The sequence below is a fragment of the Arthrobacter gyeryongensis genome (assembly GCF_039543785.1).
In the GTDB taxonomy this organism is placed as follows: Bacteria; Actinomycetota; Actinomycetes; order Actinomycetales; family Micrococcaceae; genus Arthrobacter; species Arthrobacter gyeryongensis.
In genome coordinates this window covers 173,517-197,334 of record NZ_BAABKK010000001.1, presented here as the reverse complement: position 1 = coordinate 197,334, position 23,818 = coordinate 173,517, and the positions used below count along the sequence as shown (strand labels likewise).

General features: G+C 63.0%; 22 protein-coding genes and 1 tRNA gene. 18 read left to right on the top strand and 5 right to left on the bottom strand.

What is annotated here, in order from left to right; all coding sequences use genetic code 11:
• The first annotated feature begins 1 nt into the window (after window position 1).
• From ABEA18_RS00915 to ABEA18_RS00870, 10 genes are all read left to right on the top strand, one after another.
• Entirely contained in the window at window positions 2–862 is an 861-nt protein-coding gene (locus ABEA18_RS00915) for a segregation and condensation protein A (protein ID WP_345446985.1), read from the top strand.
• Window positions 859–1,524, top strand: coding sequence for an SMC-Scp complex subunit ScpB (scpB, locus tag ABEA18_RS00910; RefSeq protein ID WP_345446982.1), 666 nt, complete (start codon window positions 859–861; stop codon window positions 1,522–1,524). Before ABEA18_RS00915 ends, scpB begins: the two co-directional genes overlap by 4 nt.
• A gap of 159 nt (window positions 1,525–1,683) precedes the next feature.
• A complete protein-coding gene (locus tag ABEA18_RS00905) occupies window positions 1,684–2,934 on the top strand; it encodes a pseudouridine synthase (protein WP_345446979.1) in 1,251 nt (416 codons plus the stop codon).
• A gap of 3 nt (window positions 2,935–2,937) precedes the next feature.
• Complete coding sequence (locus tag ABEA18_RS00900; protein ID WP_345446977.1) at window positions 2,938–4,044, top strand: prephenate dehydrogenase; 1,107 nt, start codon at window positions 2,938–2,940, stop codon at window positions 4,042–4,044.
• Complete coding sequence (gene cmk, locus ABEA18_RS00895) at window positions 4,044–4,757, top strand: (d)CMP kinase (RefSeq protein WP_345446975.1); 714 nt, start codon at window positions 4,044–4,046, stop codon at window positions 4,755–4,757. Before ABEA18_RS00900 ends, cmk begins: the two co-directional genes overlap by 1 nt.
• On the top strand, window positions 4,750–5,412 hold the full coding sequence (locus ABEA18_RS00890) for a lysophospholipid acyltransferase family protein (RefSeq protein ID WP_425550455.1): 663 nt from the start codon (window positions 4,750–4,752) through the stop codon (window positions 5,410–5,412). The genes cmk and ABEA18_RS00890 overlap by 8 nt, the downstream gene beginning before the upstream one ends.
• An 80-nt stretch (window positions 5,413–5,492) precedes the next feature.
• Window positions 5,493–7,043: a ribosome biogenesis GTPase Der gene (der, locus tag ABEA18_RS00885; protein WP_078105603.1), complete on the top strand. Its 1,551-nt coding sequence runs from the start codon at window positions 5,493–5,495 to the stop codon at window positions 7,041–7,043.
• 127 nt (window positions 7,044–7,170) lie between these two features.
• Window positions 7,171–7,247 (top strand) — tRNA-Pro (locus tag ABEA18_RS00880).
• A 794-nt stretch (window positions 7,248–8,041) separates the two neighbouring features.
• Entirely contained in the window at window positions 8,042–9,001 is a 960-nt protein-coding gene (locus ABEA18_RS00875) for a hypothetical protein (protein WP_345446971.1), read from the top strand.
• Window positions 9,002–9,805: 804 nt separating this feature from the next.
• Window positions 9,806–10,099 carry a hypothetical protein gene (locus tag ABEA18_RS00870; RefSeq protein WP_345446968.1) on the top strand — a complete coding sequence of 98 codons (294 nt, stop codon included), beginning with the start codon at window positions 9,806–9,808 and terminating at the stop codon, window positions 10,097–10,099.
• 112 nt (window positions 10,100–10,211) lie between these two features.
• On the opposite strand, the gene ABEA18_RS00865 is transcribed toward ABEA18_RS00870, so the two are convergent.
• Window positions 10,212–10,466 (bottom strand): hypothetical protein, encoded by a 255-nt coding sequence (locus tag ABEA18_RS00865; RefSeq protein ID WP_345446965.1) that lies wholly within the window; start codon window positions 10,464–10,466, stop codon window positions 10,212–10,214.
• Window positions 10,467–10,670: 204 nt separating this feature from the next.
• Between ABEA18_RS00865 and ABEA18_RS00860 the strand changes: the two genes are divergently transcribed.
• Complete coding sequence (locus ABEA18_RS00860) at window positions 10,671–11,021, top strand: zinc ribbon domain-containing protein YjdM (RefSeq protein ID WP_059389164.1); 351 nt, start codon at window positions 10,671–10,673, stop codon at window positions 11,019–11,021.
• A 108-nt stretch (window positions 11,022–11,129) separates the two neighbouring features.
• On the opposite strand, the gene ABEA18_RS00855 is transcribed toward ABEA18_RS00860, so the two are convergent.
• Window positions 11,130–11,576: a MarR family winged helix-turn-helix transcriptional regulator gene (locus ABEA18_RS00855; protein ID WP_306963677.1), complete on the bottom strand. Its 447-nt coding sequence runs from the start codon at window positions 11,574–11,576 to the stop codon at window positions 11,130–11,132.
• 173 nt (window positions 11,577–11,749) lie between these two features.
• Between ABEA18_RS00855 and ABEA18_RS00850 the strand changes: the two genes are divergently transcribed.
• Window positions 11,750–12,970 (top strand): MFS transporter, encoded by a 1,221-nt coding sequence (locus tag ABEA18_RS00850; RefSeq protein WP_345446955.1) that lies wholly within the window; start codon window positions 11,750–11,752, stop codon window positions 12,968–12,970.
• Window positions 12,971–12,992: 22 nt separating this feature from the next.
• Here the strand turns inward: ABEA18_RS00850 and ABEA18_RS00845 are convergent, their stop codons facing one another.
• On the bottom strand, window positions 12,993–13,880 hold the full coding sequence (locus ABEA18_RS00845; RefSeq protein ID WP_345446952.1) for a DNA-formamidopyrimidine glycosylase family protein: 888 nt from the start codon (window positions 13,878–13,880) through the stop codon (window positions 12,993–12,995).
• 163 nt (window positions 13,881–14,043) lie between these two features.
• Between ABEA18_RS00845 and gcvH the strand changes: the two genes are divergently transcribed.
• From gcvH to ABEA18_RS00820, 5 genes are all read left to right on the top strand, one after another.
• Window positions 14,044–14,430, top strand: a complete 387-nt coding sequence (gene gcvH, locus ABEA18_RS00840; RefSeq protein ID WP_078105597.1) for a glycine cleavage system protein GcvH — start codon at window positions 14,044–14,046, stop codon at window positions 14,428–14,430.
• 140 nt (window positions 14,431–14,570) lie between these two features.
• Window positions 14,571–15,050 (top strand): FHA domain-containing protein, encoded by a 480-nt coding sequence (locus tag ABEA18_RS00835; protein ID WP_345446947.1) that lies wholly within the window; start codon window positions 14,571–14,573, stop codon window positions 15,048–15,050.
• Window positions 15,051–15,070: 20 nt separating this feature from the next.
• On the top strand, window positions 15,071–15,787 hold the full coding sequence (ftsR, locus tag ABEA18_RS00830) for a transcriptional regulator FtsR (protein ID WP_345447054.1): 717 nt from the start codon (window positions 15,071–15,073) through the stop codon (window positions 15,785–15,787).
• Window positions 15,787–16,290 (top strand): bifunctional nuclease family protein, encoded by a 504-nt coding sequence (locus tag ABEA18_RS00825; RefSeq protein ID WP_234753890.1) that lies wholly within the window; start codon window positions 15,787–15,789, stop codon window positions 16,288–16,290. Before ftsR ends, ABEA18_RS00825 begins: the two co-directional genes overlap by 1 nt.
• Window positions 16,291–16,533: 243 nt before the next feature.
• Entirely contained in the window at window positions 16,534–17,127 is a 594-nt protein-coding gene (locus ABEA18_RS00820) for a MerR family transcriptional regulator (RefSeq protein ID WP_236816845.1), read from the top strand.
• Window positions 17,128–17,257: 130 nt separating this feature from the next.
• On the opposite strand, the gene ABEA18_RS00815 is transcribed toward ABEA18_RS00820, so the two are convergent.
• Window positions 17,258–18,076: a ParA family protein gene (locus ABEA18_RS00815; protein WP_345446941.1), complete on the bottom strand. Its 819-nt coding sequence runs from the start codon at window positions 18,074–18,076 to the stop codon at window positions 17,258–17,260.
• 313 nt (window positions 18,077–18,389) lie between these two features.
• Here ABEA18_RS00815 and ABEA18_RS00810 point away from each other — a divergent pair, with 313 nt between their 5' ends.
• Entirely contained in the window at window positions 18,390–21,785 is a 3,396-nt protein-coding gene (locus ABEA18_RS00810) for a pyruvate carboxylase (protein ID WP_345446938.1), read from the top strand.
• A 94-nt stretch (window positions 21,786–21,879) separates the two neighbouring features.
• Here ABEA18_RS00810 and ABEA18_RS00805 read toward each other — a convergent pair whose 3' ends face one another.
• Window positions 21,880–23,691: an AMP-dependent synthetase/ligase gene (locus ABEA18_RS00805; protein ID WP_345446935.1), complete on the bottom strand. Its 1,812-nt coding sequence runs from the start codon at window positions 23,689–23,691 to the stop codon at window positions 21,880–21,882.
• Between the last annotated feature and the right edge of the window lie 127 nt (window positions 23,692–23,818).

Genomic DNA, 23,818 nt, shown 5'->3' with positions numbered 1-23,818 from the left:
CGTGGCAGAACCGCTCACCCCGGAAGCCCCGCCTTCGGGATGGAAGGCCGGCTTTGAGGTCCGGCTGGCGAACTTTACCGGTCCCTTCGATCTCCTGCTCGGCCTGATCTCCAAACACAAGCTGGACATCACCGAAGTTGCGCTGGCCACCGTCACGGATGAGTTCATCAAGTACATCCGGCGCCTGCAGGAGCTGGGCGAGGACTGGGCTCTGGACGAAGCCAGCGAATTCCTGGTCATCGCCGCAACCCTCCTGGACCTCAAGGCCGCAAGGCTCCTGCCGGCCGGCGAAGTCGAAGATGCCGAGGACATTGCCTTGTTGGAGGCCCGGGATCTCCTCTTCGCCCGCCTGCTGCAGTACAAGGCTTTCAAGCAAGTGGCCGCGATCATGTCCGGCACCCTGGAGTCCGAAGCGCGGCGCTTTCCACGGCAAGTCGCGTTGGAAGGGCATTTCGCGGCGATGCTCCCCGAACTGATTTGGCGCCACACTCCGGAGCAATTCGCCGCGCTTGCGGCCAAGACCCTGGCGCCGAAGGACGACACGCCCGAGGAAGTCGGGCTCGACCACCTTCACGGATCACCCGTCAGCGTCAAGGAACAAGCAGAGATCATCGGGTACCGCTTGCAGCGCGGCCAGCCGCAATCCTTCAGGGCCCTTATTGCCGACGCCGAGTCCACGCTTGTTGTGGTGGCCCGGTTCCTGGCGCTACTCGAGTTGTTCCGCGACCGGGTGGTGGCGTTTGAGCAGCCGGGTCCGCTCGCCGAACTGACCGTCCGCTGGACAGGGCGCCCCGAAGGCTGGAGCAGCGACAGCTTGAGCGATGAGTACGAGCAGATCGACAAGGGAGAGGAACCGCTGTGAGCGAGCAGGAAACGGACGGGGACGGCCTCGCCGAGCTTGAAGCCCTACCTGGTGGCGCCCGCGCGGCCCTCGAAGCTGTGCTAATGGTGATTGACCAACCGGCCACCGCGGAAGAGCTCGCTGCCGGGCTCAACGTGACGGTCGCCGTCGTCGAGGATTTGCTGGAGGGACTGCGGCAGGAGTATAGCGGCTATACTGTTAAAGCCCCGGGCAGGGACGCTGATGACTTGCACACTGATGCAAGTGCCAGCGCTGCACCCCGGGGTTTTGAGTTGCGGAACGTTGCCGGAGGGTGGCGGATCTATTCACGCGCGGATTTTGCTGACGTCGTGGGCAGGTTCGTTCTTGAAGGCCAGACCGCGCGGCTGACGCAGGCAGCCCTTGAAACCATGGCGGTCATCGCGTACCGGCAGCCGGTTTCCAGGGCGCGGGTGTCGGCCATCCGCGGCGTCAATGTCGATTCAGTCGTTCGGACCCTTGTCCAACGCGGGCTGATCGAGGACTCGGGTACCGATCCTGAATCGGGGGCGATCCTTTACCGGACCACCTCGTACTTCCTCGAGCGCATGGGCATTGGCTCGGTGGCGGAACTGCCTAAATTGTCCCCCCACCTTCCGGGGCTGGAGGGCATCGAGGAGTTCTTCGACGCCGAACGCATGTAGTCGCGGGAAACCCGGCGGCAGGCAAGCTAGACAACTCAATATTGCAAGGATCTACAAACGCCCGGCTAGTAGCGGGCAGACACACAGGACAGATATTCTCTGTCCGGCTGGCTTACGTTGAGAAAGAACAAGCCGGCCACCATAACAAAAGGACGGGTCATGACACAGGCGGGACGCCAGGGTTCACCACGTAATAGTTCGGGACGAAACAATTCCGGACGCAACGAGTCGCAAGACTCAGGCCGCAACAACGCAGGCCGCAGCAGTGCCGGCCGCGCAGGAGGCAGCAGCTTTGGTGCCGGCCGGGGTGGCGCGAGCCGTGCCGGTGGCGCCTCTGGAGGCAGCAAGCGCAGCTTCTCCCCGGGCGGAGAACGCCCCTTCAAGCCCACGCGTCCGCGTGAAGAACGCCCCTTCGATCCGGACAACCCCACCTCGGCCGGAGGCTACGAGCGCCGTGAAGAGGCGAGGCCGGCCAAGGCCCCCCGCAAGCCAGGCTCAAACAAGCCCGGCTTCGGCAAGGCTCCGGGCACTCCAGGCGCGTTGAAGCCCAAAGCCAGCAACAAGAAACAGTACGCTTCCCGCGCCTTCGGCAGTGAGCGCTTCGGCCAGAACCTTGGCCCGATCCGCAAGCCCCGCGGCCGCCGCGGCGAGGTGGTCCAGTCCGAGCAGCACGACCCCGATGGCGTACGCCTGCAGAAGGTCATGGCGCAGGCCGGCGTGGCCTCCCGCCGCGTGTGCGAGGAAATGATCGAGGAAGGCCGCGTCGAGGTCAACGGCCAGCTCACCACCGAGCTTGGCATGCGCGTCGACCCCGCCACCGCCGTGATCCACGTGGACGGCATTCGCATCCAGCTCGATGACACCATGCTCTACATGGTGTTCAACAAGCCCAAGGGTGTCGTTTCCACCATGGAAGATCCCGAAGGCCGTCCCTGCATCAGCGATTTCCTCAAGTCCGCCAAGAACAAGGGAGAGCGTCTCTTCCACGTCGGCCGTCTTGACGTCGCCACCGAGGGCCTGCTGCTGCTGACCAACGACGGCGAACTCGCCAACCGCTTGACGCACCCTTCCTATGAGGTGCCCAAGACGTACCTGGTACAGGTCCGTGGTCCGTTCCCGCAGGGCGTCGGCGCGAAGTTGAAGGAAGGCATCGAGCTCGAAGACGGCATCGCGTCCGTCGACTCCTTCAAGCTCGTGGACTCCACTCCGGGCCACGTCCTGATCGAGGTTGTGCTGCACTCCGGCAAGAACCGTATTGTCCGCCGTTTGTTCGAAGCCGTGGGTTTCCCCGTGCTCCGTCTCGTGCGCGTCAAGATCGGTCCCATTGGCCTGGGCGACCAGCGCCAGGGGAGCATCCGCAACCTCGGCAAGCAGGAAGTCGGACACCTCCTGGCCTCCGTAGGACTGTAAGGCATGTCGGCATTCCACTCGCACGGCCGGGGCCACCTTGACGGCCCGGTGGTCGTTTTCGGCACCGGCCTGCTCGGAGCCAGCATCGGTCTCGGCCTGCGTGGCCGGGGTGTCTCCGTGTTCCTTTCGGACCCCTCGCCAACCAACCAGGCCGTAGCCGTGGATATCGGTGCGGGCAGGCCTCTATCCGAGCTTGGCGACCCGCCCCAGCTGGTTGTTGTCGCGGCGCCACCGGACGTGACGGCCGACGTCGTCGAGCGTGCCCTGGGTGAATACCCGCAGGCCGTTGTGGTGGACATTGCCAGCGTCAAGCTGGCAATCCAGGCCGAGCTCCGTGGCCGTGGAGTGGACATGTCCCGTTACGTCGGGACGCACCCGATGGCGGGGCGTGAGAAGTCCGGGCCCGTCGCTGCACGCGGCGAGCTCTTCACGTCCATGCCCTGGGTCCTTTGTCCGTCCGACGAGACAAGCGCCGACGCGCTTCAGGCTGCGCGTTCCCTCGCCGGGGACCTGGGGGCAATAGTCTCCCAGTTCACGGCGGAGGAACATGACGAAGCCGTTGCTTTGGTATCGCATTTGCCTCAGGTGATGTCTTCGCTTCTCGCCAGCCGCTTGCAAGGGACACCGCTTCACGCGCTGTCCCTGGCCGGCAACGGGCTGCGGGACACCACGAGGATTGCCGCCAGCGATCCCACTCTTTGGGTGCAGATCCTTGGCAACAACGCTGCCAAGGTGGTGGCTATCCTCCATGGTGTCCGCGAGGACCTCAACCGTTTGATCGGTACCTTGGAGGATCCCACGGCCCCGGGGGCCCGCCTGGATCTTGCCCAGCTCATCAGCGAGGGCAACGCCGGGCAGGCCCGGATCCCAGGAAAGCATGGCGGACCTCCGCAGGCATATTCATGGCTTACAGTTCTGGTAGACGACCGGCCCGGGCAGATCGCCAGGCTGTTGACGGAGATCGGTGAGATCGGCGTCAACGTTGAAGACCTCCGCTTGGATCACTCGTCCGGGCAGAACGTTGGCATGGTGGAACTTTCCGTTATGCCCAACAAGCACGACCTCCTTGTTGAAGCCTTGACCGACCGTGGATGGCGGGTACTCCAGTAATGAAACGTGAACTTTTCGGCCCGGAGACCGTCGTACGTCCGGGCAAGCCGCTCGTTGTCGCCATCGACGGCCCGTCCGGCTCCGGCAAGTCCAGTGTCAGCAAGGAAGTTGCCCGGCGCTTGAAGCTCGCCTATCTGGACACAGGTGCGATGTATCGTGCTTTGACCTGGTATTGCCTCAAGACCGGCATCGACCTCGCCGACGGTGCCGCCGTAGAGCAGGCCTCAAAGGATCTACCGCTGGAACTCAGCACGACCGCCAACGTCGAATACGTCAGTGTTGCCGGCGTGGACATCACGGAGGAAATCCGCGAGCCGAGGATCTCCTCGTCCGTCAGCGCCGTTGCAACAACCCTGGGTGCCCGCAACGAATTGATTCGTCGCCAGCGCCAGCTGATCGAACAGCACCACCGCCGCATGGTGGTGGAGGGACGGGACATCACCACCGTCGTCGCGCCCAACGCGGAGGTCCGCATGTTGCTGACCGCCAGTGAGGAAGCCCGGCTGCGGCGCCGCGGCCTCCAGCTGGGCGGAACGCAGAGCCAGGAGCAGCTCGCCGCCCAAGTGATCCACCGCGACGCCAAGGATTCCACTGTGGTGAACTTCACTCAAGCGGCCGACGGCGTCGTGACCCTGGATTCCTCGGACCTGGACTTCGAAGAAACGGTCGAAACGGCGCTGAGCATTGTGGGCAAGGTCATCTACGGTGACTGACGCCCGGCTCCCGGCACGCTGGACCATGATGTGGAGCCGGCCTGTTGGCTGGCTGTTGGATCATGCCTTATACCGGACCGCGATCGCGGGGCGCTCCAATGTTCCCAAGTCCGGCCCGGTCATTTTCGCGGGCAACCACATCAGCTTCCTGGATGGGCCGGTGATGTTCGGCGCGGCTCCACGGCCCATGCACATCCTGGTCAAGAAAGAGATGTTCAAGGGTTTTCTGGGAAGAGTTCTTCGTGCCTCGGGGCAGATTTCCATCGACCGTTCGGGCGATCGAGCGGCGCTCCAGCTCGGAAAGCAAGTGCTCGACGCCGGCCGTTGCGTGGGGATTCTCCCCGAAGGAACGCGGGGGAGCGGCACCGCCGGCAACATCAGCAATGGCGTCGCATGGCTCGCGTTGATGTCCGGGGCCACAGTGATTCCCGTGGCCATCCTCGGAACGCGGATCGGAGACGAACATCGCGATTCCATTCCGAGGCTGCGCCGACGCCTGCACGTCAGTTTCGGAGCCCCTTTGAATGTGACCCGCAGAAATGGCGAGTCGGGGCGTGTTTCAATGGACAGGGCGGCTGCGGAGATCCGCGCTGCGCTGGCTGGACACGTCCAGGATGCCGTCAAGACCACCGGCCAGTCCCTTCCGGGGGACTAAATGAACCGGCCCACAGCCAATGCAGCACCGCCAAGAAGAAGTAGCCGGGACGCCGGCAGATCACCACTAAGGAAAGTGCAATGAGCGATACGACTCACAAATCCGGCAACATCGGAGCCGGCGACGACGAATACACGCCCACCGGCACCGACCAGGTGGCTGAAAACCTCGCCGCCCTGGACGACGACGAAGCCGAACTCCGTGCGGCCTCCCTCCGGGCAGGCCTTGAAGACTATGACCTCGACGAGGACGACGCCGCCCTGCTGAGCGGACTCTACGACGACGAAGGCGAAGACGGTCCCCTCAAGCTGGACCCGGTCCTGGCCATCATTGGCCGCCCCAACGTCGGCAAGTCCACGCTGGTGAACCGCATCCTGGGCCGCCGCGAGGCCGTCGTCGAGGACACCCCTGGCGTTACCCGTGACCGTGTCATGTACTCGGCACACTGGAACGGCCGCAACTTCACGCTCGTGGACACCGGTGGCTGGGAGCACGATGCGAGGGGTATTCACGCCCGCGTCGCCGAGCAGGCCGAGATGGCCGTGGAACTGGCTGACGCCGTGCTCTTCGTGGTGGACTCAGCCGTTGGCGCCACTGCCACGGACGAAGGTGTCATGAAGATGCTGCGCAAGTCCAAGAAACCGGTCATCATGGTGGCCAACAAGGTTGACGACTTTGCGCAGGAAGCCGACTCGGCAACGCTTTGGGGCCTTGGCTTCGGCGAGCCGTACCCGGTGTCCGCCCTCCATGGCCGCGGCGTTGCCGACCTCCTGGACCACGTCATGGACACCCTGCCCGAGTTCTCCACGGTGGAAGGCGTCGAGCGCTCCGGCGGTCCCCGCCGCATCGCCCTCATCGGCCGCCCGAACGTCGGCAAGTCCTCCTTGTTGAACAAGCTTGCCGGCTCCGAGCGCGTAGTCGTTGATCCCCTCGCCGGGACCACCCGCGACCCCGTGGACGAATTCATCGAACTGGGCGGCCGCACCTGGCGCTTCGTGGACACGGCAGGCATCCGCCGCCGTCAGCACATGGCCCAGGGCGCGGACTTCTATGCTTCCCTGCGTACGCAGGCCGCGCTCGAAAAGGCGGAGGTCGCCGTCGTGCTCCTGGCCGTTGACGAGGTGCTCAGCGAGCAGGACGTCCGCATCCTGCAGCTCGCCATCGAGTCGGGCCGCGCGCTGGTCCTCGCGTTCAACAAGTGGGACCTGCTCGACGACGAACGTCGCCGCTACCTTGAGCGTGAAATTGAGCAGGATCTGGCACACGTTGAATGGGCCCCGCGGGTCAACATCTCCGCCAAGACCGGCTGGCACAAGGACCGTCTGGTGCCCGCGCTGGACCTCGCCTTGGAGAGCTGGGACAAGCGCATCCCCACCGGACGCCTCAACGCGTTCCTGGGCGAGCTCGTGGCTGCCCACCCGCACCCCGTCCGCGGCGGCAAGCAGCCCCGCATCCTCTTCGGCACCCAGGCATCCAGCCGTCCGCCGAAGTTCGTGCTCTTCACCACCGGCTTCCTGGACCCCGGATACCGCCGGTTCATCACCCGCCGGCTGCGCGAAACCTTTGGCTTCGACGGCACGCCGATCGAGGTCAACATGCGCGTCCGCGAAAAGCGCGGCAAGAAGCGCTAATTGAGACGCGCATCACAGATGACACCCGCCAAGGTGTCATTGAGAACCTCGAACATCGTGTAAGCTTTTTGAGGTGGTTCGGCCGGACTGCTTAGGTGAAAATCTAGGCGGAGAACGGCAGGACTGACGGGCTGTAGCGCAGCTTGGTAGCGCACTTGACTGGGGGTCAAGGGGTCGCAGGTTCAAATCCTGTCAGCCCGACCAAAAAGCCGTGGGAACTCTAGGGTTCCCACGGCTTTTGCGTTTAAGCGTTCATGTTGCCTCGCCAATGCGGCGGATTCTGACACTCCGTGGGATCGACTGCCCTCGGATGTCGGATTCTGCTCAATCTCGGGACCTGACCTCGCCGTCCTGACCTTGTTTGAAGGGCCAGGGCTTTGAAACGACGTGACTCGCCGTGTCGTAAGCGGTTTCCCAAACCAAAGAAGGTCAGGACGGCGCATGCATCGAGGTGCGTGCGATTCTGCTGGATCACCGGTTCTGGCAAGGCCCGCAACCCCGGAATCATGCGGCGAGCACTTTCGAGGAGCGGAGTGATCCAGCAGAATCCGGTGCTGTCCGAGGAAGGCGCACTCATTTCCACGGCCCTGGGCACGGACCCCGACAGATGCAGGAGTTCGGCCATTCCCATCGAGACAGCGCGTTCAAGCGCCGGCTGCTCCTCACGGTTCTGGCCCTCTCCTGTACCTATTTTTCCTGTAAAGGTACTCATTTTGAGGTGTTTGAGCACTCAATTTGCAGCATGAGACAGCCCGGTGGGCAAATCCACGGGTAGCTTGACGCCAAGGACGTTTTCTAGATGGTCCTTTTTGAGGTCTGTGTTTCACCACAGTTTGCACTCGGTTCGCAAAATAGTCAGGTGCAGCACCCGGAGCAAGGAGAACCTTGAGAATGAATTTGCGCACTCTTTTGAAGTCGAACTCAAAATCGACAACGACCAAAGCGGCGGCTGCGACTGTCGCACTGTGTCTCTCGCACCAGCATCTTATGCACAGACGATGCAAGAAAACGACCAAGAAGGCCGCACGGCGGAATCTGCGGCGTCTAAAATTCAAGAAGCAGTCAATGCCGCGGGGCAAAACGATGCTGCCGTGATCACTCCGGAATCTGCGGTAGGCGGCGTGGTTACATCTAGCGTCCGCAGCGGCACAGTGGAGATTACAAAGGATGGATCGGATGCCAGCGCGGTCCTAAACGGTGGGGAGGATGGACTCCCGATCTCGCTTGGATTGCCGACGGCGGAAGATGCGAAAGACGCGAGGGTATCGGCAGACGGGACAACGATTTTCACAGACCCGAACGGTTTGGTTGATGTAGGGGTTCAGACTTTGAATGACGGTGCGGTTCGTGCCCTTACCGTCATCAACAACAGCGAAGCCCCAGTCGAGTACGAGTATCAGATCGATGTCGAGGCGGGCGTGGTTTTGGAGCCTGCTCACGGCGGGGCGATCTTGTTCAAAGGCCGGGACGGCTCGTCGGAGGGTGCGATTCTTCCCGCATGGGCAGTGGATGCCAACGGGTCTCCGGTCAAGACCCACTATGTGATCACAGGCCGCACGGTTACACAGGTCATTGAGCACAAGGCTGAAGGTGTCGCATACCCCGTCGTTGCAGATCCCAAGGTCTACTACGCTTGGTGGCAGCTCTTCACCTGGTCTGAGTGGCGCTGGAACGGGGACTACAGGATGAATCAGCTCTCGATTGCACTATCAGCATGGGGACGCCACGACGTGATCTTCAACGCCGGACAGTTCCTGACGTCCGGATGGAATCTTCTCAGGCAAAAGCACTCCTCGTGGATCTTCACTGATTCGATGCGGCAGCAGTGGGAGTGTCATGTCCTTGGAGGCCTGGCTGAATGGGGGACGTTTGATCTCGAGTATGAACGGCCTTCCAACCCGAATTGGCGGAGCCGGATTGGTTCAGTCTGGCCACTCAGCGCCACCTGCAACTGGTAAATCGGAGGGCTGAATACATGCGGGGCTTACGACCGGCGGCAACGGCGCTAGTTTTGGCTGCTGTGATTCCGTGGTCGCTGGGAGTCTATGCCGTGTTTTTCGAATCAGCGCAGTACACCGGGCAGGGCCTCTTCGACTCTTACGTCGCGTTTCAGGGCGGGTCTAACCTTGGCAACGTCATTTGGTTCGTAGTTTGGAGCGGAACGACCGGCGTGGTTTGTTGGACGCTTGTGCGGAGGATTGCTAGATCGTTCGATGCCAGGAAGGCGGCTCGTTTCGTGTTGTTCGCCTACGTTGTTCCGTCGATGCTCCTCATCTTTCCAGACACGGCCATGGGCTTTGCTGTGTCGCACGTCCGTGCTTTTGCGGATGGTGCAGTTCCACATTCGCCCCTAGCATTGTTTCTCTTCCAAAGTGGAACACTGGGACTCATCCTTGCCGTGGTTCTGTCTGTGATCCATCGGGTATCCGCTGCCAGGAAGCGAGTGCACGCGGATTGAGCCGGAGCGGCCTCAGCCCAGCTCTCGGTGCCGGCAACTTCGGCGAAGAGGGTTATCCAGCAGAATCCGACAGTGTGACCTCGCTGTCCCGACCTTGTTTGAAGGTCAAGAGCTTTGATGTGGTGTGACTCGCCGATCAAAGTTGGGGCCAAGATCAATAAGAAACTTTGATGAGCAGCAGAAGACTTTCAAAAGTCTCGATGCGACTGCATCAAGCAAGTGACCCTCGGGCGTCGCGGATTCGCAGGCACGCATGACCAGTGCGGACGCTTAGGCGCTAGCCTTTGAGGACGGCTTCAAGCTTGTGGACGAAAGCATTATGGACCGTGTCAGATACAGCCACGCTGCATCTATTGATGCCACCCGAATCGCCGTCGTCTACGAAGATTGGCGAAGTGCGCTGGCTGGTCGGGTTTATGACCTGCGCCTCCTCGAAGAGCTGGACTTCGACCGGCGCCAGCCAATTCAAACCGCCATGGGCATCGTGCTTGGAGAGCTTGTTGAACCCATGGATGAAGGACGAGAACGGGACAGTAAGGTTCTGAAGCCGATTAACGCAGAGTACCTGGGAATCCACTGGTTCGGGAGCGTTCCATAGAGAAGCGTCAGCTCGGTCCTTGACACGTGCACATTCAAGAGTTGGCCCTATTCACTGCGGTGAATAGGGCCAACCCACGAAATCGCTTTGCGAGTTCAGAATGTGAGGCGCCTTAGCCGCGCCCTGTCATGCGCCGGATACCTACGAAAAGGATCAGCGTCAGGTAGATCCAGATAGAAGAGAAGACGCTCAGCCCGGTCTGTTGGCTTGCCGTCAAATGCAAGGGTTCGGCGAGAATTGTCGACATTGCACGCGCCGCCAGCCCAGGTAGGGCGCAGACTGTCATCAGGGCGAAGAGCCTCGGCGAGCGAAGATATATGCCCACGAGCAACCATCCCAGGGCGAGGCCCCATAGCGGCAATTGCACGGCTCATGCACCACCTTTCGGATTCTTGGACAGCAGCAATCTATGGCCGACATGTGGCGTCTCAGTGGTCAAACCTAAGAATTAAGTGGTCGACAGTACCGATCTACGTGTTCAATTCCGCGAGATCTCGGGGTTCTTGTCAGGCGTCTAAGTGTGCCCATGTCTCCGTCTACGTGTTGGACCACCCCCGACTATCATTGGACGGTGAGTGAAACCCTGCCCCCTTGCCCCGAATGCGCCAGCGAATACACCTACGAGATGGGCGCCTTGCTGGTTTGCCCCGAGTGCGCCCACGAATGGTCGCCGGTCGCGTCTGATGAAGCGGCATCAGAGTCCACGGAGATTAAGGACGCCGTGGGCAATGTGCTCGCGGACGGGGACACGGTCACTGTAATCAAGGACCTCAAGGTCAAGGGGAGCGCCACGGCCATCAAGGTCGGAACCAAGGTCCGCAACATCCGCCTCGTGAACGGCGTGGGGGACCACGACATCGACTGCAAAGTGGACGGCTTCGGCCCCATGCAGCTCAAGTCCAGCGTGGTCAAGAAGGTCTGACGCGCCCCCAAAGGCAACCCCCAGTCCCAAAGACAACAAAACCCCGCCGTTCCACTGGAGGAGCGGCGGGGTTCGTCGTTTCGCGACTCACCGCACGCGAAACAAACCTCACGCCCCCTGCAGCGCCCCCAACGCCTTCACCAATGGCTCTAGCTCCGGCACCGATTCGGCGGCCGCCAGCGATTCCGCGAGGGTTTCGTCGTGGACCGGACGAGCCGCCAGCAACAGCTTCTGGCCGGCCTCGGTAAGCTCCGTGTAGATGCCGCGCCGGTCGTCGGCGCACAAGATCCTGGTCAGCAGCCCCCGGTCTTCGAGCCGGTTCACTAAGCGGGTCGTGGCGCTGCTGGACAGTGCTGTTGCTCTGGCGAGCTGCTGCATCCGCATGTGCCAGCCGTCCTGCCGGCTCAACGCGTCAAGCACCGTGTACTCGACCACCGAAAGATCCGCAGCGGACTGCAACGCCTTCTCAAGCGCTGCCTCGATGTTGCCGTGCAGCGCGGCGAGAGTCCGCCACCCCTGCGCGCGCACCTCAACGGCGTCGTCCTTGATGCCCATGTCTCCCGAAACTCCTGCCGATTGATGAAGAATCCAGACGCACGCAAAGTAGTTGCTTGCGCAATTACATGGCGTGTGCAACTATGTATGCAGCGTCTGCAACTAATATTCTACGGTTCTCGGCGGCGCACTTCCAGTCTCACGGGAATCCATCCCCACAAAGGAGCAACAACATGCCTGCAGGGTTGATCGCCCTTGCCGTCGGCGGATTCGGCATTGGCCTGACCGAGTTCGTCATCATGGGCCTCTTGCCCGAGATTGCCACCGACTTCGGAGTCAGCGAAGCGGCCGCCGGCTGGTTCATCACCGGCTATGCGCTGAGCGTCGTTGTCGGTGCCCTCCTCGTTACAGCCGCAGTCACTCGTTTGCCCCGCAAGCCTGTCCTGATCGGGCTCCTCGTCCTGTTCATAGCGGGTAACTTCCTGTCCGCCATCGCGGACAGCTACCCGGCAATGCTGATCGGGCGCATTGTCGCCGCACTCTGCCACGGAGCCTTCTTCGGTATCGGCTCAGTGGTGGCGGCAGGCCTTGTCCCGGCCCACAAAAAGGCCGGAGCCATTGCCATCATGTTCACGGGCCTCACCGCCGCCAACGTTCTGGGCGTTCCCTTCGGTACCTTCCTCGGGCAGAACCTCGGCTGGCGCTCCACCTTCTGGGCCATCACCATCATCGGTGTCGTCGCGCTCATCGGCATCGCCCTCATGGTCCCGCGCACCAAGGAAGGCGCCGCCAGCAGCCTCCGCAGCGAGCTTGGAGCGTTCAAGTCCAGCCAAGTGTGGCTGTCGATTATCGTCACAATTCTCGGCTTTGGCGGCATGTTCGGTGCCTTCACCTACATCGCCTTCACGCTGACCCAGGTCTCCGGATTCGATCCCCATGCCGTTCCTTGGCTCCTGGTCCTGTTTGGAGCCGGGTTGTTCGTTGGAAATATCGCCGGCGGCAAAGCGGCCGACAAATCCATCGACAAGACCCTCGTGGTCATCCTCGCGGGCCTCGTGCTGGTGCTCGTGTTCTTCGCACTCACCGCCGGGAGCCCGGTGGCCACCCTGTTCTCACTGGCACTCATGGGCGGCTTCGGCTTCGCTACCGTCCCCGGCCTGCAGATGCGCGTCATGCACTTTGCCACCACCGCGCCCACCCTCGCCTCCGGCGCGAATATCGGCGCCTTCAACCTCGGCAACGCCCTCGGCGCCTGGCTGGGCGGGGTCACCATCACCATGGGCCTGGGCTACACCTCGCCGATCTGGGCCGGGGCCGCCATCACCGTAGCGGCCCTGCTCGTCATGATCGCCGCTGCAGCGGCTGCCCGGCGCGGGGGAGCGGCGCAGTCAGCTTCCGCGCAGCAAGCAGCCCCCGACGTCGTCCGCGAACCTGAGGGGGCGACGGTCGCCTAGGCGAAACGCGGGTCTCTAAGAATCAGTCGTCGCTCGAACCGCGTTTGGCCAGGATCTCGCCGTTGGTCTGGCACGTGGGGCAGTACTGCAGCGAAGTCCCCACGAAGGCAACCTCCCGCACGGTGTCCCCGCAGACCGGGCACGGCCCGCCGGTCCTGCCGTGCACGCGCATCGAGGCCTTCTTGGCCGCCTTCAGCGCATCCGGTTCCTTGCCCGAGAGATCCTTCATGGCACCGCTGAGAATGTCCTGCATCGTGGTGAAGAGACGCTCAACCGCGTCCGGTCCCAACGAAGAAGCAACGGCGACGGGAGACAGCTTGGCTGCGTGGAGTATCTCGTCACTATAGGCATTCCCGATACCCGCGATGAGTTTCTGGTTCTTCAGGACCCCCTTGACCTGCTGCCTCTTCGTGAGAAGCCTGCTGAACTGCTCCAATCCAAAGGCCGGGTCGAGGGGATCCGGGCCGAGCTCGGCAATGCCATGGACTTCCTCGGGCTGACGAACGATGAAGAGGGCCAAGCCCTTCCAGGTGCCCGTGTCGGCAAGGGTGACGTCGTAATCGTGGCCATTGTTCGAAAAGCCCAATTGCGCGGCGAAGTAGCCGGCTGTCGCGGTCGCTTCAGTGTCCGGTTGGTTGTCGGCGAACCATAGCCAGCCGGACTTCGCAAAACTGACCACCAAGTAGATGGGCTCCGCATCGGCGCTCTGGGATACGGCAACCATCTCGAAAACGAGGAATTTCCCCCGTCGGCCGATGGATTCGACGGTCCGCCCGATCAGCGATTCATTGGGAACATCCGCCAGTTTCAGGGCGAACGCCGATGGCAGATGCAACTGCGTGAGGCGCGCCCCGGACAGCTGCTCGTCCAGAAAGTCGCTCAAGGCGGTGATTTCGGGCAGTTCCGGCATGATCGCGTTCCTCCGACGGCGTTGCAGGACTATGCGGCTCGAGTCTGCTCCTAATCATCCCAGACACCTGTGGGGAGGGGGCATGGATGTGCTTATACTTTCAGCGGTGGCCGGATGACCGGGCCGCCGTCGTGGTCCGAAATGTCCCGATGAAAGGCGACTCATGAGCAACATTCCTGCCGATCTTTCCTACACCGCCGAACATGAATGGGTCAGTGCCCCGAATGCAGACGGCGTCGTGCGCGTCGGCATCACGGACTTCGCCCAGGATGCACTCGGCGATGTCGTCTATGCACAGCTGCCCGAGCCCGGCACCACCGTGAAGGGCAACGACGTCGTGGGTGAAGTCGAATCCACGAAGAGCGTGAGCGACATATACGCCCCGGTCAGCGGCGAAATTGTTTCCCGCAACGAGGCTCTCGACACCGACTCTGCCCTGATCAACTCGGATCCCTACGGTGACGGCTGGCTGTTCGAAGTAAAGCTTTCGGAAGCTGACGCCATCGAGACCCTTCTCAGTGCATCAGAGTACGAACAACAGGTAGGCTAAATGGTATCTGGCCCGCCAAGTCGGTTCTCCCCGGAACGCCGGGAGCGACGGCGGCGGGCCAGCGACCTGTTTGGCCCGGGGAACCGGGCAGTTGCGTAACCGGCAGTTTTGTCAACTGCCGGCGGATGAGGAGGATTTCCATGGTTGGCGGCAAGCGGAACCACGCCCGGGACGAGCACGGTGCTGTAGAACAGCCAACCTCGGAGACCACCTCAATCCAGCTCACGCCCGTGCGCCACCACGAGCCGGACTCCCGGCCGCCGCTGGCCGCCGAGGAGCGCGCTGCGGTCCAGGCATTGCCTCCTGGATCGGCTTTGCTGATTGCGCACACCGGACCGAATGCGGGTGCACGGTTCCTTCTGGACTCCGACACCACCACCGCCGGCCGCCACCCGGATGCGGACATCTTCCTGGATGACGTGACGGTTTCGCGCAAGCACGTGGAATTCGTACGCACCCCCGAAGGCTTCGAAGTAGTGGACACCGGAAGCCTCAACGGCACTTACGTCAACCAGGACCGGGTGGACAACGTCCTGCTCAAGAACGGCAGCGAGGTCCAGATCGGGAAGTTCCGCCTCACCTACTACCTGAGCCCTGCCCGCGCAGCAGGCCAAGACTGATTCCGGGTACGCCTGTGGCACTGCCCCAGCCGGAACGGCGAGGACCGCAGGTCCTCAACATCGGGGAGGTCCTCGCCCAACTCAGCGACGACTTTCCCACCATGACGGCGTCCAAGATCCGTTTTCTTGAGGAAAAGGGACTGATCAATCCGAAGCGCACGCCCGCCGGGTACCGGCAGTACGCCGAAAGCGACGTCGAGCGACTGCGTTTCGTGCTGGCCCTCCAGCGTGACCAGTACCTGCCGCTGAAGGTCATCAAGGATTACCTGGACGCGATCGACCGTGGCGAGCGTCCCGAAAACCTCCCGCCGGGCGTGTCGGTTTCTCCCCGGATTGTCTCGGACGAACTTGCGGCTGAGCTGCAGGGCCATGCACGCGCCTTGAGCGAGGAGCAGCTGCGGACGGAATCCGGGGCCAGCGTCCCGCTACTGCATTCCCTCCTCAGTTACGGGCTCATCAGCCACGTCAACGGCAAATTCGACGAACACGCCCTTCAAGTGGCGCGTGCGTGTGTCCAACTTGAAAGCCATGGACTTGAGCCGCGGCACCTCCGTCCCTTCCAGGCCGCGGCCGAGCGTGAATTCGGCTTGGTTGAGCGCGTCGTCGCTCCTCTGACGTCCCGCAAGGATGCGGCATCGCAATCCCGGGCAGCGGAAGCCGCCCGGGAAATCAGCGAACTCTGCCTCAGCCTGCATCGAGCCTTGGTGCAGGACCGTATCTCCCGTATGGACGCATGATGATTGAGGTCGAGATCGTTGGAGTGCGGATTGAACTGCCTTCAAACCAGCCTTTGGTCCTCCTGCGCGAGATGCACGGGGAACGCCATGTCCCCATCTGGATCGGCACGCCCGAAGCCAGTGCCATCGCCCTGGCCCAGCAAGGCGTGGTGCCGCCCCGGCCCATGACCCACGATTTGATGATCGACGTCGTTGAAGCCCTCGGCCACACCATCATCAGCGTGAACATCGTGGCGGTCGAAGACAATATCTTCTATGGCCAGCTCCAGTTCGACGACGGCACTGTGGTGAGTTCCCGCGCTTCCGACGCGTTGGCGCTTGCGTTGCGGGCGAAATGCCGCATCTGGTGTGCGGACGCCGTGATGGATGAAGCCGGCGTCCGGATCACCGAACACGACGAGGGCGAAGACACCGAGCCGGGTCCCGAAGTTGACGAAGAACGCGAATTGCGCCGTTTCCGGGAGTTCCTGGACGACGTGGAGCCCGAGGATTTCGAAGGCTGAAGGCAGCCTAAGGTTAAAGTTGAGGGTGAAAGTTTCGACACGATCTGAAAATGCCCCGGACGTCTTTGACCTGAGGCTCCCGCACGCCTAACGTCGAAGATATCAAGTTCCCGTTGCGTACAGGACCCGCGCAAGTCACACTGAAAGGTGCGGCCGCGTTGAAATTACACGAGTGCATTTTCCCGTTTCGTGTTAGCCGCCGTATGCACCATCCCCAAGGGAACTTCTGACAAGGAGGGTCACGTGAGTCCCAAAGGCGAAGCAGGCGAGCTAAAGCAGGCGTCGACAGGCGTTGCTGTACCCGCAAGCGGTGCCCAGGGTCTGCTCTTCACAGAGGACCTTCCGGTCCTGGATGAAGATGCCGGCTACCGTGGTCCCACCGCGTGCAAGGCGGCAGGGATCACCTACCGCCAGCTGGACTACTGGGCCCGTACAGGACTCGTTGAACCCGCTGTGCGTGGCGCCGCCGGTTCCGGATCGCAGCGGCTCTATGGCTTCCGGGACATCCTGGTTCTTAAAGTCGTCAAGCGCCTCCTGGACACAGGTGTATCCCTCCAGCAGATCCGCACGGCCGTTGAACATTTGCGTGAACGCGGAGTGGAAGACCTGGCGCAAATCACGCTCATGAGCGATGGCGCGAGTGTCTATGAATGTACTTCCGCGGACGAAGTCATTGACCTGGTGCAGGGTGGCCAGGGCGTATTCGGCATCGCGGTAGGGCGCGTGTGGCGCGAAGTCGAGGGGAGCCTTGCTGCGCTGCCGAGCGAGCACGTTGTAGAACAGTCCTTTCCGGACGACGAACTCAGCAAGCGCCGTTCCGCGCGCCGCACGGGCTGAACCGCCGTCGGGATCGCCACGAGCGGCCACTGAAGACCAATGAAGCCGCCTTCCAACAGGAAGGCGGCTTCGTCGCTTCTCTCGAAGAACGCATTTCTCGAAAAGGCAGCTTCTGCCTCGCAGGTTCCCGTCAGCGCTTGCGGCGTTCCCGCGTGCCGTTGTTTGAGGACAGCATGTTCTCCAGGAGCGAGTCAAACAGCTTGGCGGTGTTCTTGGCGGAGTCGCCAGGCCAGTGGTGGACGGCGTGGGCGGCCCCCTGGATTTGCTGCCAGTTCGCCTGCTCCGGAATATGCGGTGCCAGCAAAAGCTCGCCGAACATCGATTCCATCTCTGCGAGCCGGAACGTGTGCTCGGATGAGGCAGGCCGGACCCGGTTTGCAACGATCCCTGCAGGAGCCAGCTGCGGAGCGAACTCCTGGCGGAACAGCTGGATGGCACGCATGGTGCGTTCCGTGCCGGCTACCGAGAAGAGCCCTGGTTCGGCGACAAGGACCACGCGGTCGCTCGCGCTCCAGGCCATGCGGGTGAGGCCGTTGAGGGACGGCGGGCAGTCGACGAGTACGAGCTCGTACTTGTCGGCCGCAGCAAGGACCGTGGTCAGGCGGCGGAGATCGCGGCGCCCAAGATCCGGCCGGTCGTAGATTCCGGTGTAGGCGGATCCGACGGCGACATCAAGGGCCGTCCCTCCACCGTTGCCGCGGGGGTGGTCAACCCAGCCGCTGCTGACGACGTTGTCCAAGAGCCTCGCCTTGCGGGGGTTCTTCAGCATGCGGCCAATGTCGAGCTGGTCACCGGCCTGGACGCCGAGGGCCGTGGTGGCGTCGGCGTGGGGATCCAGGTCCACAACAAGGGTCGGGATCCCTGCGGCCAGTGCGGCCGAGGCCAACCCAGTGGTTACGGATGTCTTGCCCACGCCGCCTTTAAGGCTGCTGATGCTGACTACTTGCACTTGAAAACCCAAAACCTAACGCCGGTTGCCGTGTCGCGGTGCTTGTGTTCCGGCGTTGCCGGAACCCGGGCTCTGCCGCTGCCCTTCAACATCATATGTTGAGTGGCCGCGGATTCCTGCCTTATCGGCCCGGAACGGTTTGGGCCGCCTGTTACTCGATCGCCTTTTAGCACGTGAAACTGCACCGTGCGCGAAGGTACACTGCTCGTGACGAATCCCTGTGTGACTGTCACCACAAAGATTTGTGTTTGGGTATGGAGGTCTTACACACTGTGACCACCGACCGTTACACCCGCAATGATGCAGGAGAAGCATGTTTTCCAAGATTCTGGTGGCTAATCGCGGCGAAATCGCGATCAGGGCCTTCCGCGCTAGCTATGAACTGGGCGCCAAGACCGTAGCGGTCTTCCCGTATGAGGATCGCAACTCGATCCACCGGCAGAAGGCTGATGAGGCCTACCTGATCGGCCAGGAAGGCCATCCGGTCCGTGCTTACCTGGACGTGGACGAAATCGTCCGTGTCGCCAAAGAAGCGGGTGCAGACGCAATCTACCCGGGCTACGGATTCCTGTCCGAGAACCCGGACCTCGCCCGGGCAGCCCAAGACGCAGGCATCACGTTCATAGGCCCGCCGGCGGAGGTGCTGGAGCTCGCCGGGAACAAGGTCGCCGCACTCGAAGCCGCCCGCAAGGCAGGTGTACCCGTCCTGAAGTCGAGCGCGCCGTCCCGCGACATCGACGAACTCATCGCCGCAGCGGACGAGGTCGGATTCCCGATCTTCGCCAAGGCCGTCGCTGGCGGTGGTGGCCGCGGCATGCGCCGGGTGGAGACCCGCGAGGACCTTCCGGAAGCCCTCCAGGCGGCCATGCGCGAGGCGGACGCCGCGTTCGGCGATCCCACCATGTTCCTGGAGCAGGCAGTGCTGCGTCCTCGTCACATCGAGGTCCAGATTCTGGCCGATGGCGAGGGCAATGTCATGCACCTCTTCGAGCGCGACTGCTCCCTGCAGCGCCGCCACCAGAAAGTCGTGGAAATCGCTCCGGCCCCCAACCTGGACGAGTCCATCCGCCAGGCCCTTTACCGGGATGCCGTCGCTTTCGCGAAGGCCCTGAACTACGTCAACGCCGGAACGGTCGAGTTCCTGGTGGACACCGAGGGCGAACGGGCCGGCCAGCACGTCTTCATCGAGATGAACCCGCGCATCCAGGTCGAGCACACGGTCACCGAGGAAATCACTGATGTGGACCTCGTCCAGGCTCAGATGCGCATCGCCTCGGGCGAGACCCTCGCAGACCTCGGCTTGAGCCAGGAGTCCGTATCCATCAAGGGCGCCGCCCTGCAGTGCCGCATCACCACGGAAGATCCCGCCAACGGCTTCCGGCCCGACGTCGGAAAGATCACCGGCTACCGTTCCGCGGGTGGCGCGGGTGTCCGCCTCGACGGCGGCACGGTCTACTCGGGTGCCGAGATCAGCCCACACTTTGACTCCATGCTGGTCAAGCTGACCTGCCGCGGACGCGACTATCCTGCCGCGGTGGCCCGTGCACGGCGCGGCCTGGCTGAGTTCCGGATCCGTGGCGTTTCCACCAATATCTCCTTCCTCCAGGCCGTCCTTGCCGACCCGGACTTCATTGCGGGCAACGTGGCGACCGACTTCATCGACAAGCGCCCCGAGCTGCTGAAGTCCCACGTCTCCGCGGACCGCGGAACCAAACTGCTGACCTGGCTGGCCGATGTGACGGTCAACAAGCCCAACGGCGAACTCAAGGTCCACTCGGACCCCGCAGCCAAGCTCCCGTCGATTGCCGGGATCGTTGCACCGGCTGGCTCGCGCCAGAAGCTGCGGGAGTTGGGTCCCGAAGGCTTTGCGAAGGCCCTGCGCGCGCAGCAGGCCGTGGCCGTCACGGACACCACGTTCCGCGACGCCCACCAGTCGCTCCTCGCAACCCGTGTCCGTACCCGCGACCTCGTCGCGGCCGGCCCCGCGGTTTCCGCCCTGCTGCCCGAACTGCTGTCGGTCGAAGCCTGGGGCGGTGCCACCTACGACGTCGCCCTGCGTTTCCTCGGCGAGGATCCTTGGGACCGGCTGGCCGCCCTGCGCAAGGCCCTTCCCAATGTCTGCCTGCAGATGCTGCTGCGTGGCCGTAACACAGTCGGGTACACGCCCTACCCGGAGGAAGTCACCGAGGCATTCGTCAACGAGGCCGCGGCAACGGGCATCGACATCTTCCGCATCTTCGACGCCCTCAACGACGTCAACCAGATGGCTCCGGCCATCCGCGCAGTGCGGGCCACCGGCACCGCGGTAGCGGAGGTTGCACTCTGCTACACCGGCGATCTCCTCGACCCGAGCGAAAACCTGTACACCCTCGACTACTACCTGGACCTCGCCCAGAAGATCGTCGACGCCGGTGCGCACATCCTCGCCATCAAGGACATGGCCGGCCTGCTCCGCCCAGCGGCCGCAGCCAAGCTTGTCAGCGCCTTGCGTGAACGCTTCGACCTTCCGGTCCACCTGCACACGCACGACACCGCAGGCGGCCAGCTGGCCACCCTGCTGGCGGCCGTGGACGCCGGCGTGGACGCCGTCGACGTCGCATCAGCGTCCCTTGCCGGTACTACAAGCCAGCCATCGGCGTCGGCCCTTGTGGCCGCCTTGGCACATACCCCGCGCGACACCGGGCTCAGCCTGGCCAGCGTCAGCTCCCTGGAGCCCTACTGGGAAGCGGTCCGCCGGGTCTACGCGCCCTTCGAGTCCGGGCTTCCCGGTCCCACCGGTCGGGTCTACCAGCACGAAATTCCCGGCGGCCAGCTGTCCAACCTGCGCCAGCAGGCCATCGCGCTGGGCCTTGGCGAGCGTTTCGAGGCCATTGAGGACATGTACACCGCCGCGGACCGTATCCTGGGCCGCTTGGTCAAGGTGACGCCGTCGTCCAAGGTGGTGGGCGATCTCGCGCTGCACCTCGTGGGAATCCATGCAGATCCCGCGGACTTCAACGAGAACCCGCAGAACTACGACATCCCGGACTCCGTTATCGGCTTCCTGTCGGGTGAATTGGGAGATCCCCCTGGAGGATGGCCGGAGCCGTTCCGCACCAAGGCGCTCCAGGGCCGCAGCATCAAGGTCCGCGACGTCGAACTGAGCGCCGAAGACAGTGCTGCCCTCAAGGGCGATTCCAAGTCCCGCCAGAGGACCCTGAACCGGCTTCTGTTCGAGGGCCCCACCAAGGACTACCTCAAGAGCGTGGACACCTACGGCAACCTGTCGGTGCTCGATACCCGTGACTACCTGTACGGTCTCCAGCTCGGTGCCGAACACGTCATGGAGCTCGAGAAGGGCGTGCGCCTGATCGCTTCCCTGGAAGCAGTTTCGGAGCCCGACGAAAAGGGCATGCGCACCGTCATGTGCAAGCTCAACGGCCAGTCCCGCCCCGTGGTGGTTCGTGACAAGTCCGTTGTGAGCAACGTGAAGGCAGCGGAGAAGGCGGATGCGTCCCAGCCCGGCCAGGTGGCAGCGCCGTTCGCCGGCGCCGTGACCCTGACCGTCAAAGCAGGCGACGCCGTCAAGGCCGGCGATACCGTCGCCACCATCGAGGCGATGAAGATGGAAGCATCCATCACGACGCCGGTAGCCGGCACGGTCTCGCGCGTCGCCATCAACAACGTGGAGCAGGTCCAAGGCGGCGATCTGTTGATCGTGGTCGAATAGCGGCCCGCTCCTCCGCGGAGCACGCAAGAAGGAAGGTCCCGGGCTGTTAGCCCGGGACCTTCCTTTTTGCTTGCCGGATGCGTCCGGGGGAGTGTCAGGACGCCTTGGGCGCCGAATACATTTCCTCGATCACGGCGTCGAAGTCCTTCATGACCTGGGCGCGCTTGACCTTCAACGACGGCGTGAGATGGCCGGAAGCCTCGGTGAAGTCGGACGGCACAATCCGGAACGACTTGATCGCCTCCGCGTGGGAGACGGACTGGTTGGCGTGGCTGATCAGTTCCTGGACGGCAGCCCGGACGAGGGCGTTGTCCGCGGCAGCCGTCGTCGTCGTGGACGCGGGAAGGCCGTGGCGCTCGAGCCAGCCGGGCAGGGCTTCCTCGTCGAGGGTGACCAGCGCGCCGATGAAGGGCCGGTTGTCGCCGATCACAAGGACCTGGGACACCAGGGCGTCCGCACGGATTTGGTCCTCCAGCAGGGCAGGCACGACGTTCTTGCCGCTCGCCGTGACGATGATTTCCTTCTTGCGGCCGGTGATCTTGAGGAAACCTTGTTCGTCCAGTTCGCCGATGTCACCTGTGCGGAACCACCCGTCCACGAACGTTTCCGCGGCGAGGTCATCCCGCTTGAAGTAGCCCCTCATGACGCAGACGCCCTTGGCGAGGATTTCGCCGTCGTCCGCGATCTTGACCGCATTTCCGGGAAGCGGGGCCCCCACCGTGCCGATCTTGATCAGGGACGGGGTGTTGACTGAAATGGGTGCCGTGGTCTCTGTGAGGCCGTAACCCTCGAGGATCTGCAAGCCGATACCGTGGAAGAAATGGCCCAGCCGTTCGCCGAGCGGACCGCCACCGGAGACGGCGTGGCTGACGTGGCCGCCCATGGCAGCGCGAAGCTTCCCGTACACCAAACGGTCGAAGACGGCGTGCTTGAGCCTTAGCACCAGGCCAAGGGATCCCTCCTGCTGCGCCTTGGAGTAGGCGATCGCCGTGTCGACGGCCTTATGGAAGATGGCACCTTTGCCACCGTCCTCCGCCTTGGTGAGCGCCGAGTTGAAGACCTTCTCGAAGACACGTGGAACAGCCAGGATGAAGGACGGCTGGAAGCTTTGCAGGTCTGCAAGCAGGTTCTTGATATCCGGCGTGTGTGCCACTTGGGCGCCGGCGGCGACGGCCAGGACCGAGATGAAACGGGCGAAGACATGGGCGAGAGGGAGGAACATGATGGTCTTGGCGTTCTCGTTGACGACGTCGCCAAGGGAAGCCAAAGCGTTCTCCGAGAGCTCCACGAAGTTGCCGTGAGTGAGTTCGCAACCCTTGGGACGCCCCGTGGTGCCGGAGGTGTAGATGATCGTGGCGACGTCGGCGAGTTCGGCGCTGCTGCGGCGCGCCTCGAGTTCCTCGTCGCTGACACCGCTTCCGGCACTGCGAAGCGCGTCAAGGCCGCCGCCTCCAAGCTGCCAGACATGGGCCACTGAGCCGAGGCCTTCGGCGGTGACCGCCTGGCGGATGACGTCTTCGTGGTGTGCCGACTCGGCGAATGCCGCAACTGCGCCGGAGTCGCCGAGGTTCCAGGCCACTTGTGACGGCGATGACGTTTCATAGATCGGCACCGAAATGCCGCCTGCAAACCAGACGGCGAAGTCCACGAGGGACCATTCGTAGCGGGTCCTGGACATGATGCCCACGCGGTCGCCCACACCGACGCCATTGGCGATGAGGCCTTTGGCCAGGGCCGACACGTCCTGGAGGAAGTCCTTTGCCCGGATGTCCTGCCATTGGCCGGCGCTGTCGAGCTTGGCAAACAGTGCCGGGTTGGATGGCTTGGCGGCCTGGCGAACCACAAGGTCCGTGATGTTGGTTTCGGGGGCAACATTCACCAGGGGCGGAACACTGAATTCACGCACGATAGCTCCTTCGATATCAACAGACCATTGCGGGGCTGCTCTAACTCTATACGGCCAAGTAATGGGTGTGGCGCAATTCACCTTACTCAAGTTACTGATGAGTAACTTTACGTGAAGCGTGGGATTC

Bases quoted from the DNA above. Each gene is read 5' to 3' on its own strand.
- ABEA18_RS00905 (WP_345446979.1), top strand. From the start codon at position 1,684: ATGACACAGGCGGGACGCCAGGGTTCACCACGTAATAGTTCGGGACGA.
- ABEA18_RS00900 (WP_345446977.1), top strand. From the start codon at position 2,938: ATGTCGGCATTCCACTCGCACGGCCGGGGCCACCTTGACGGCCCGGTG.
- cmk (WP_345446975.1), top strand. From the start codon at position 4,044: ATGAAACGTGAACTTTTCGGCCCGGAGACCGTCGTACGTCCGGGCAAG.
- der (WP_078105603.1), top strand. From the start codon at position 5,493: ATGAGCGATACGACTCACAAATCCGGCAACATCGGAGCCGGCGACGAC.
- ABEA18_RS00875 (WP_345446971.1), top strand. From the start codon at position 8,042: ATGCAAGAAAACGACCAAGAAGGCCGCACGGCGGAATCTGCGGCGTCT.
- ABEA18_RS00855 (WP_306963677.1), bottom strand. From the start codon at position 11,576: ATGGGCATCAAGGACGACGCCGTTGAGGTGCGCGCGCAGGGGTGGCGG.
- ABEA18_RS00850 (WP_345446955.1), top strand. From the start codon at position 11,750: ATGCCTGCAGGGTTGATCGCCCTTGCCGTCGGCGGATTCGGCATTGGC.
- ABEA18_RS00845 (WP_345446952.1), bottom strand. From the start codon at position 13,880: ATGCCGGAACTGCCCGAAATCACCGCCTTGAGCGACTTTCTGGACGAG.
- gcvH (WP_078105597.1), top strand. From the start codon at position 14,044: ATGAGCAACATTCCTGCCGATCTTTCCTACACCGCCGAACATGAATGG.
- ABEA18_RS00835 (WP_345446947.1), top strand. From the start codon at position 14,571: ATGGTTGGCGGCAAGCGGAACCACGCCCGGGACGAGCACGGTGCTGTA.
- ABEA18_RS00825 (WP_234753890.1), top strand. From the start codon at position 15,787: ATGATTGAGGTCGAGATCGTTGGAGTGCGGATTGAACTGCCTTCAAAC.
- ABEA18_RS00810 (WP_345446938.1), top strand. From the start codon at position 18,390: ATGTTTTCCAAGATTCTGGTGGCTAATCGCGGCGAAATCGCGATCAGG.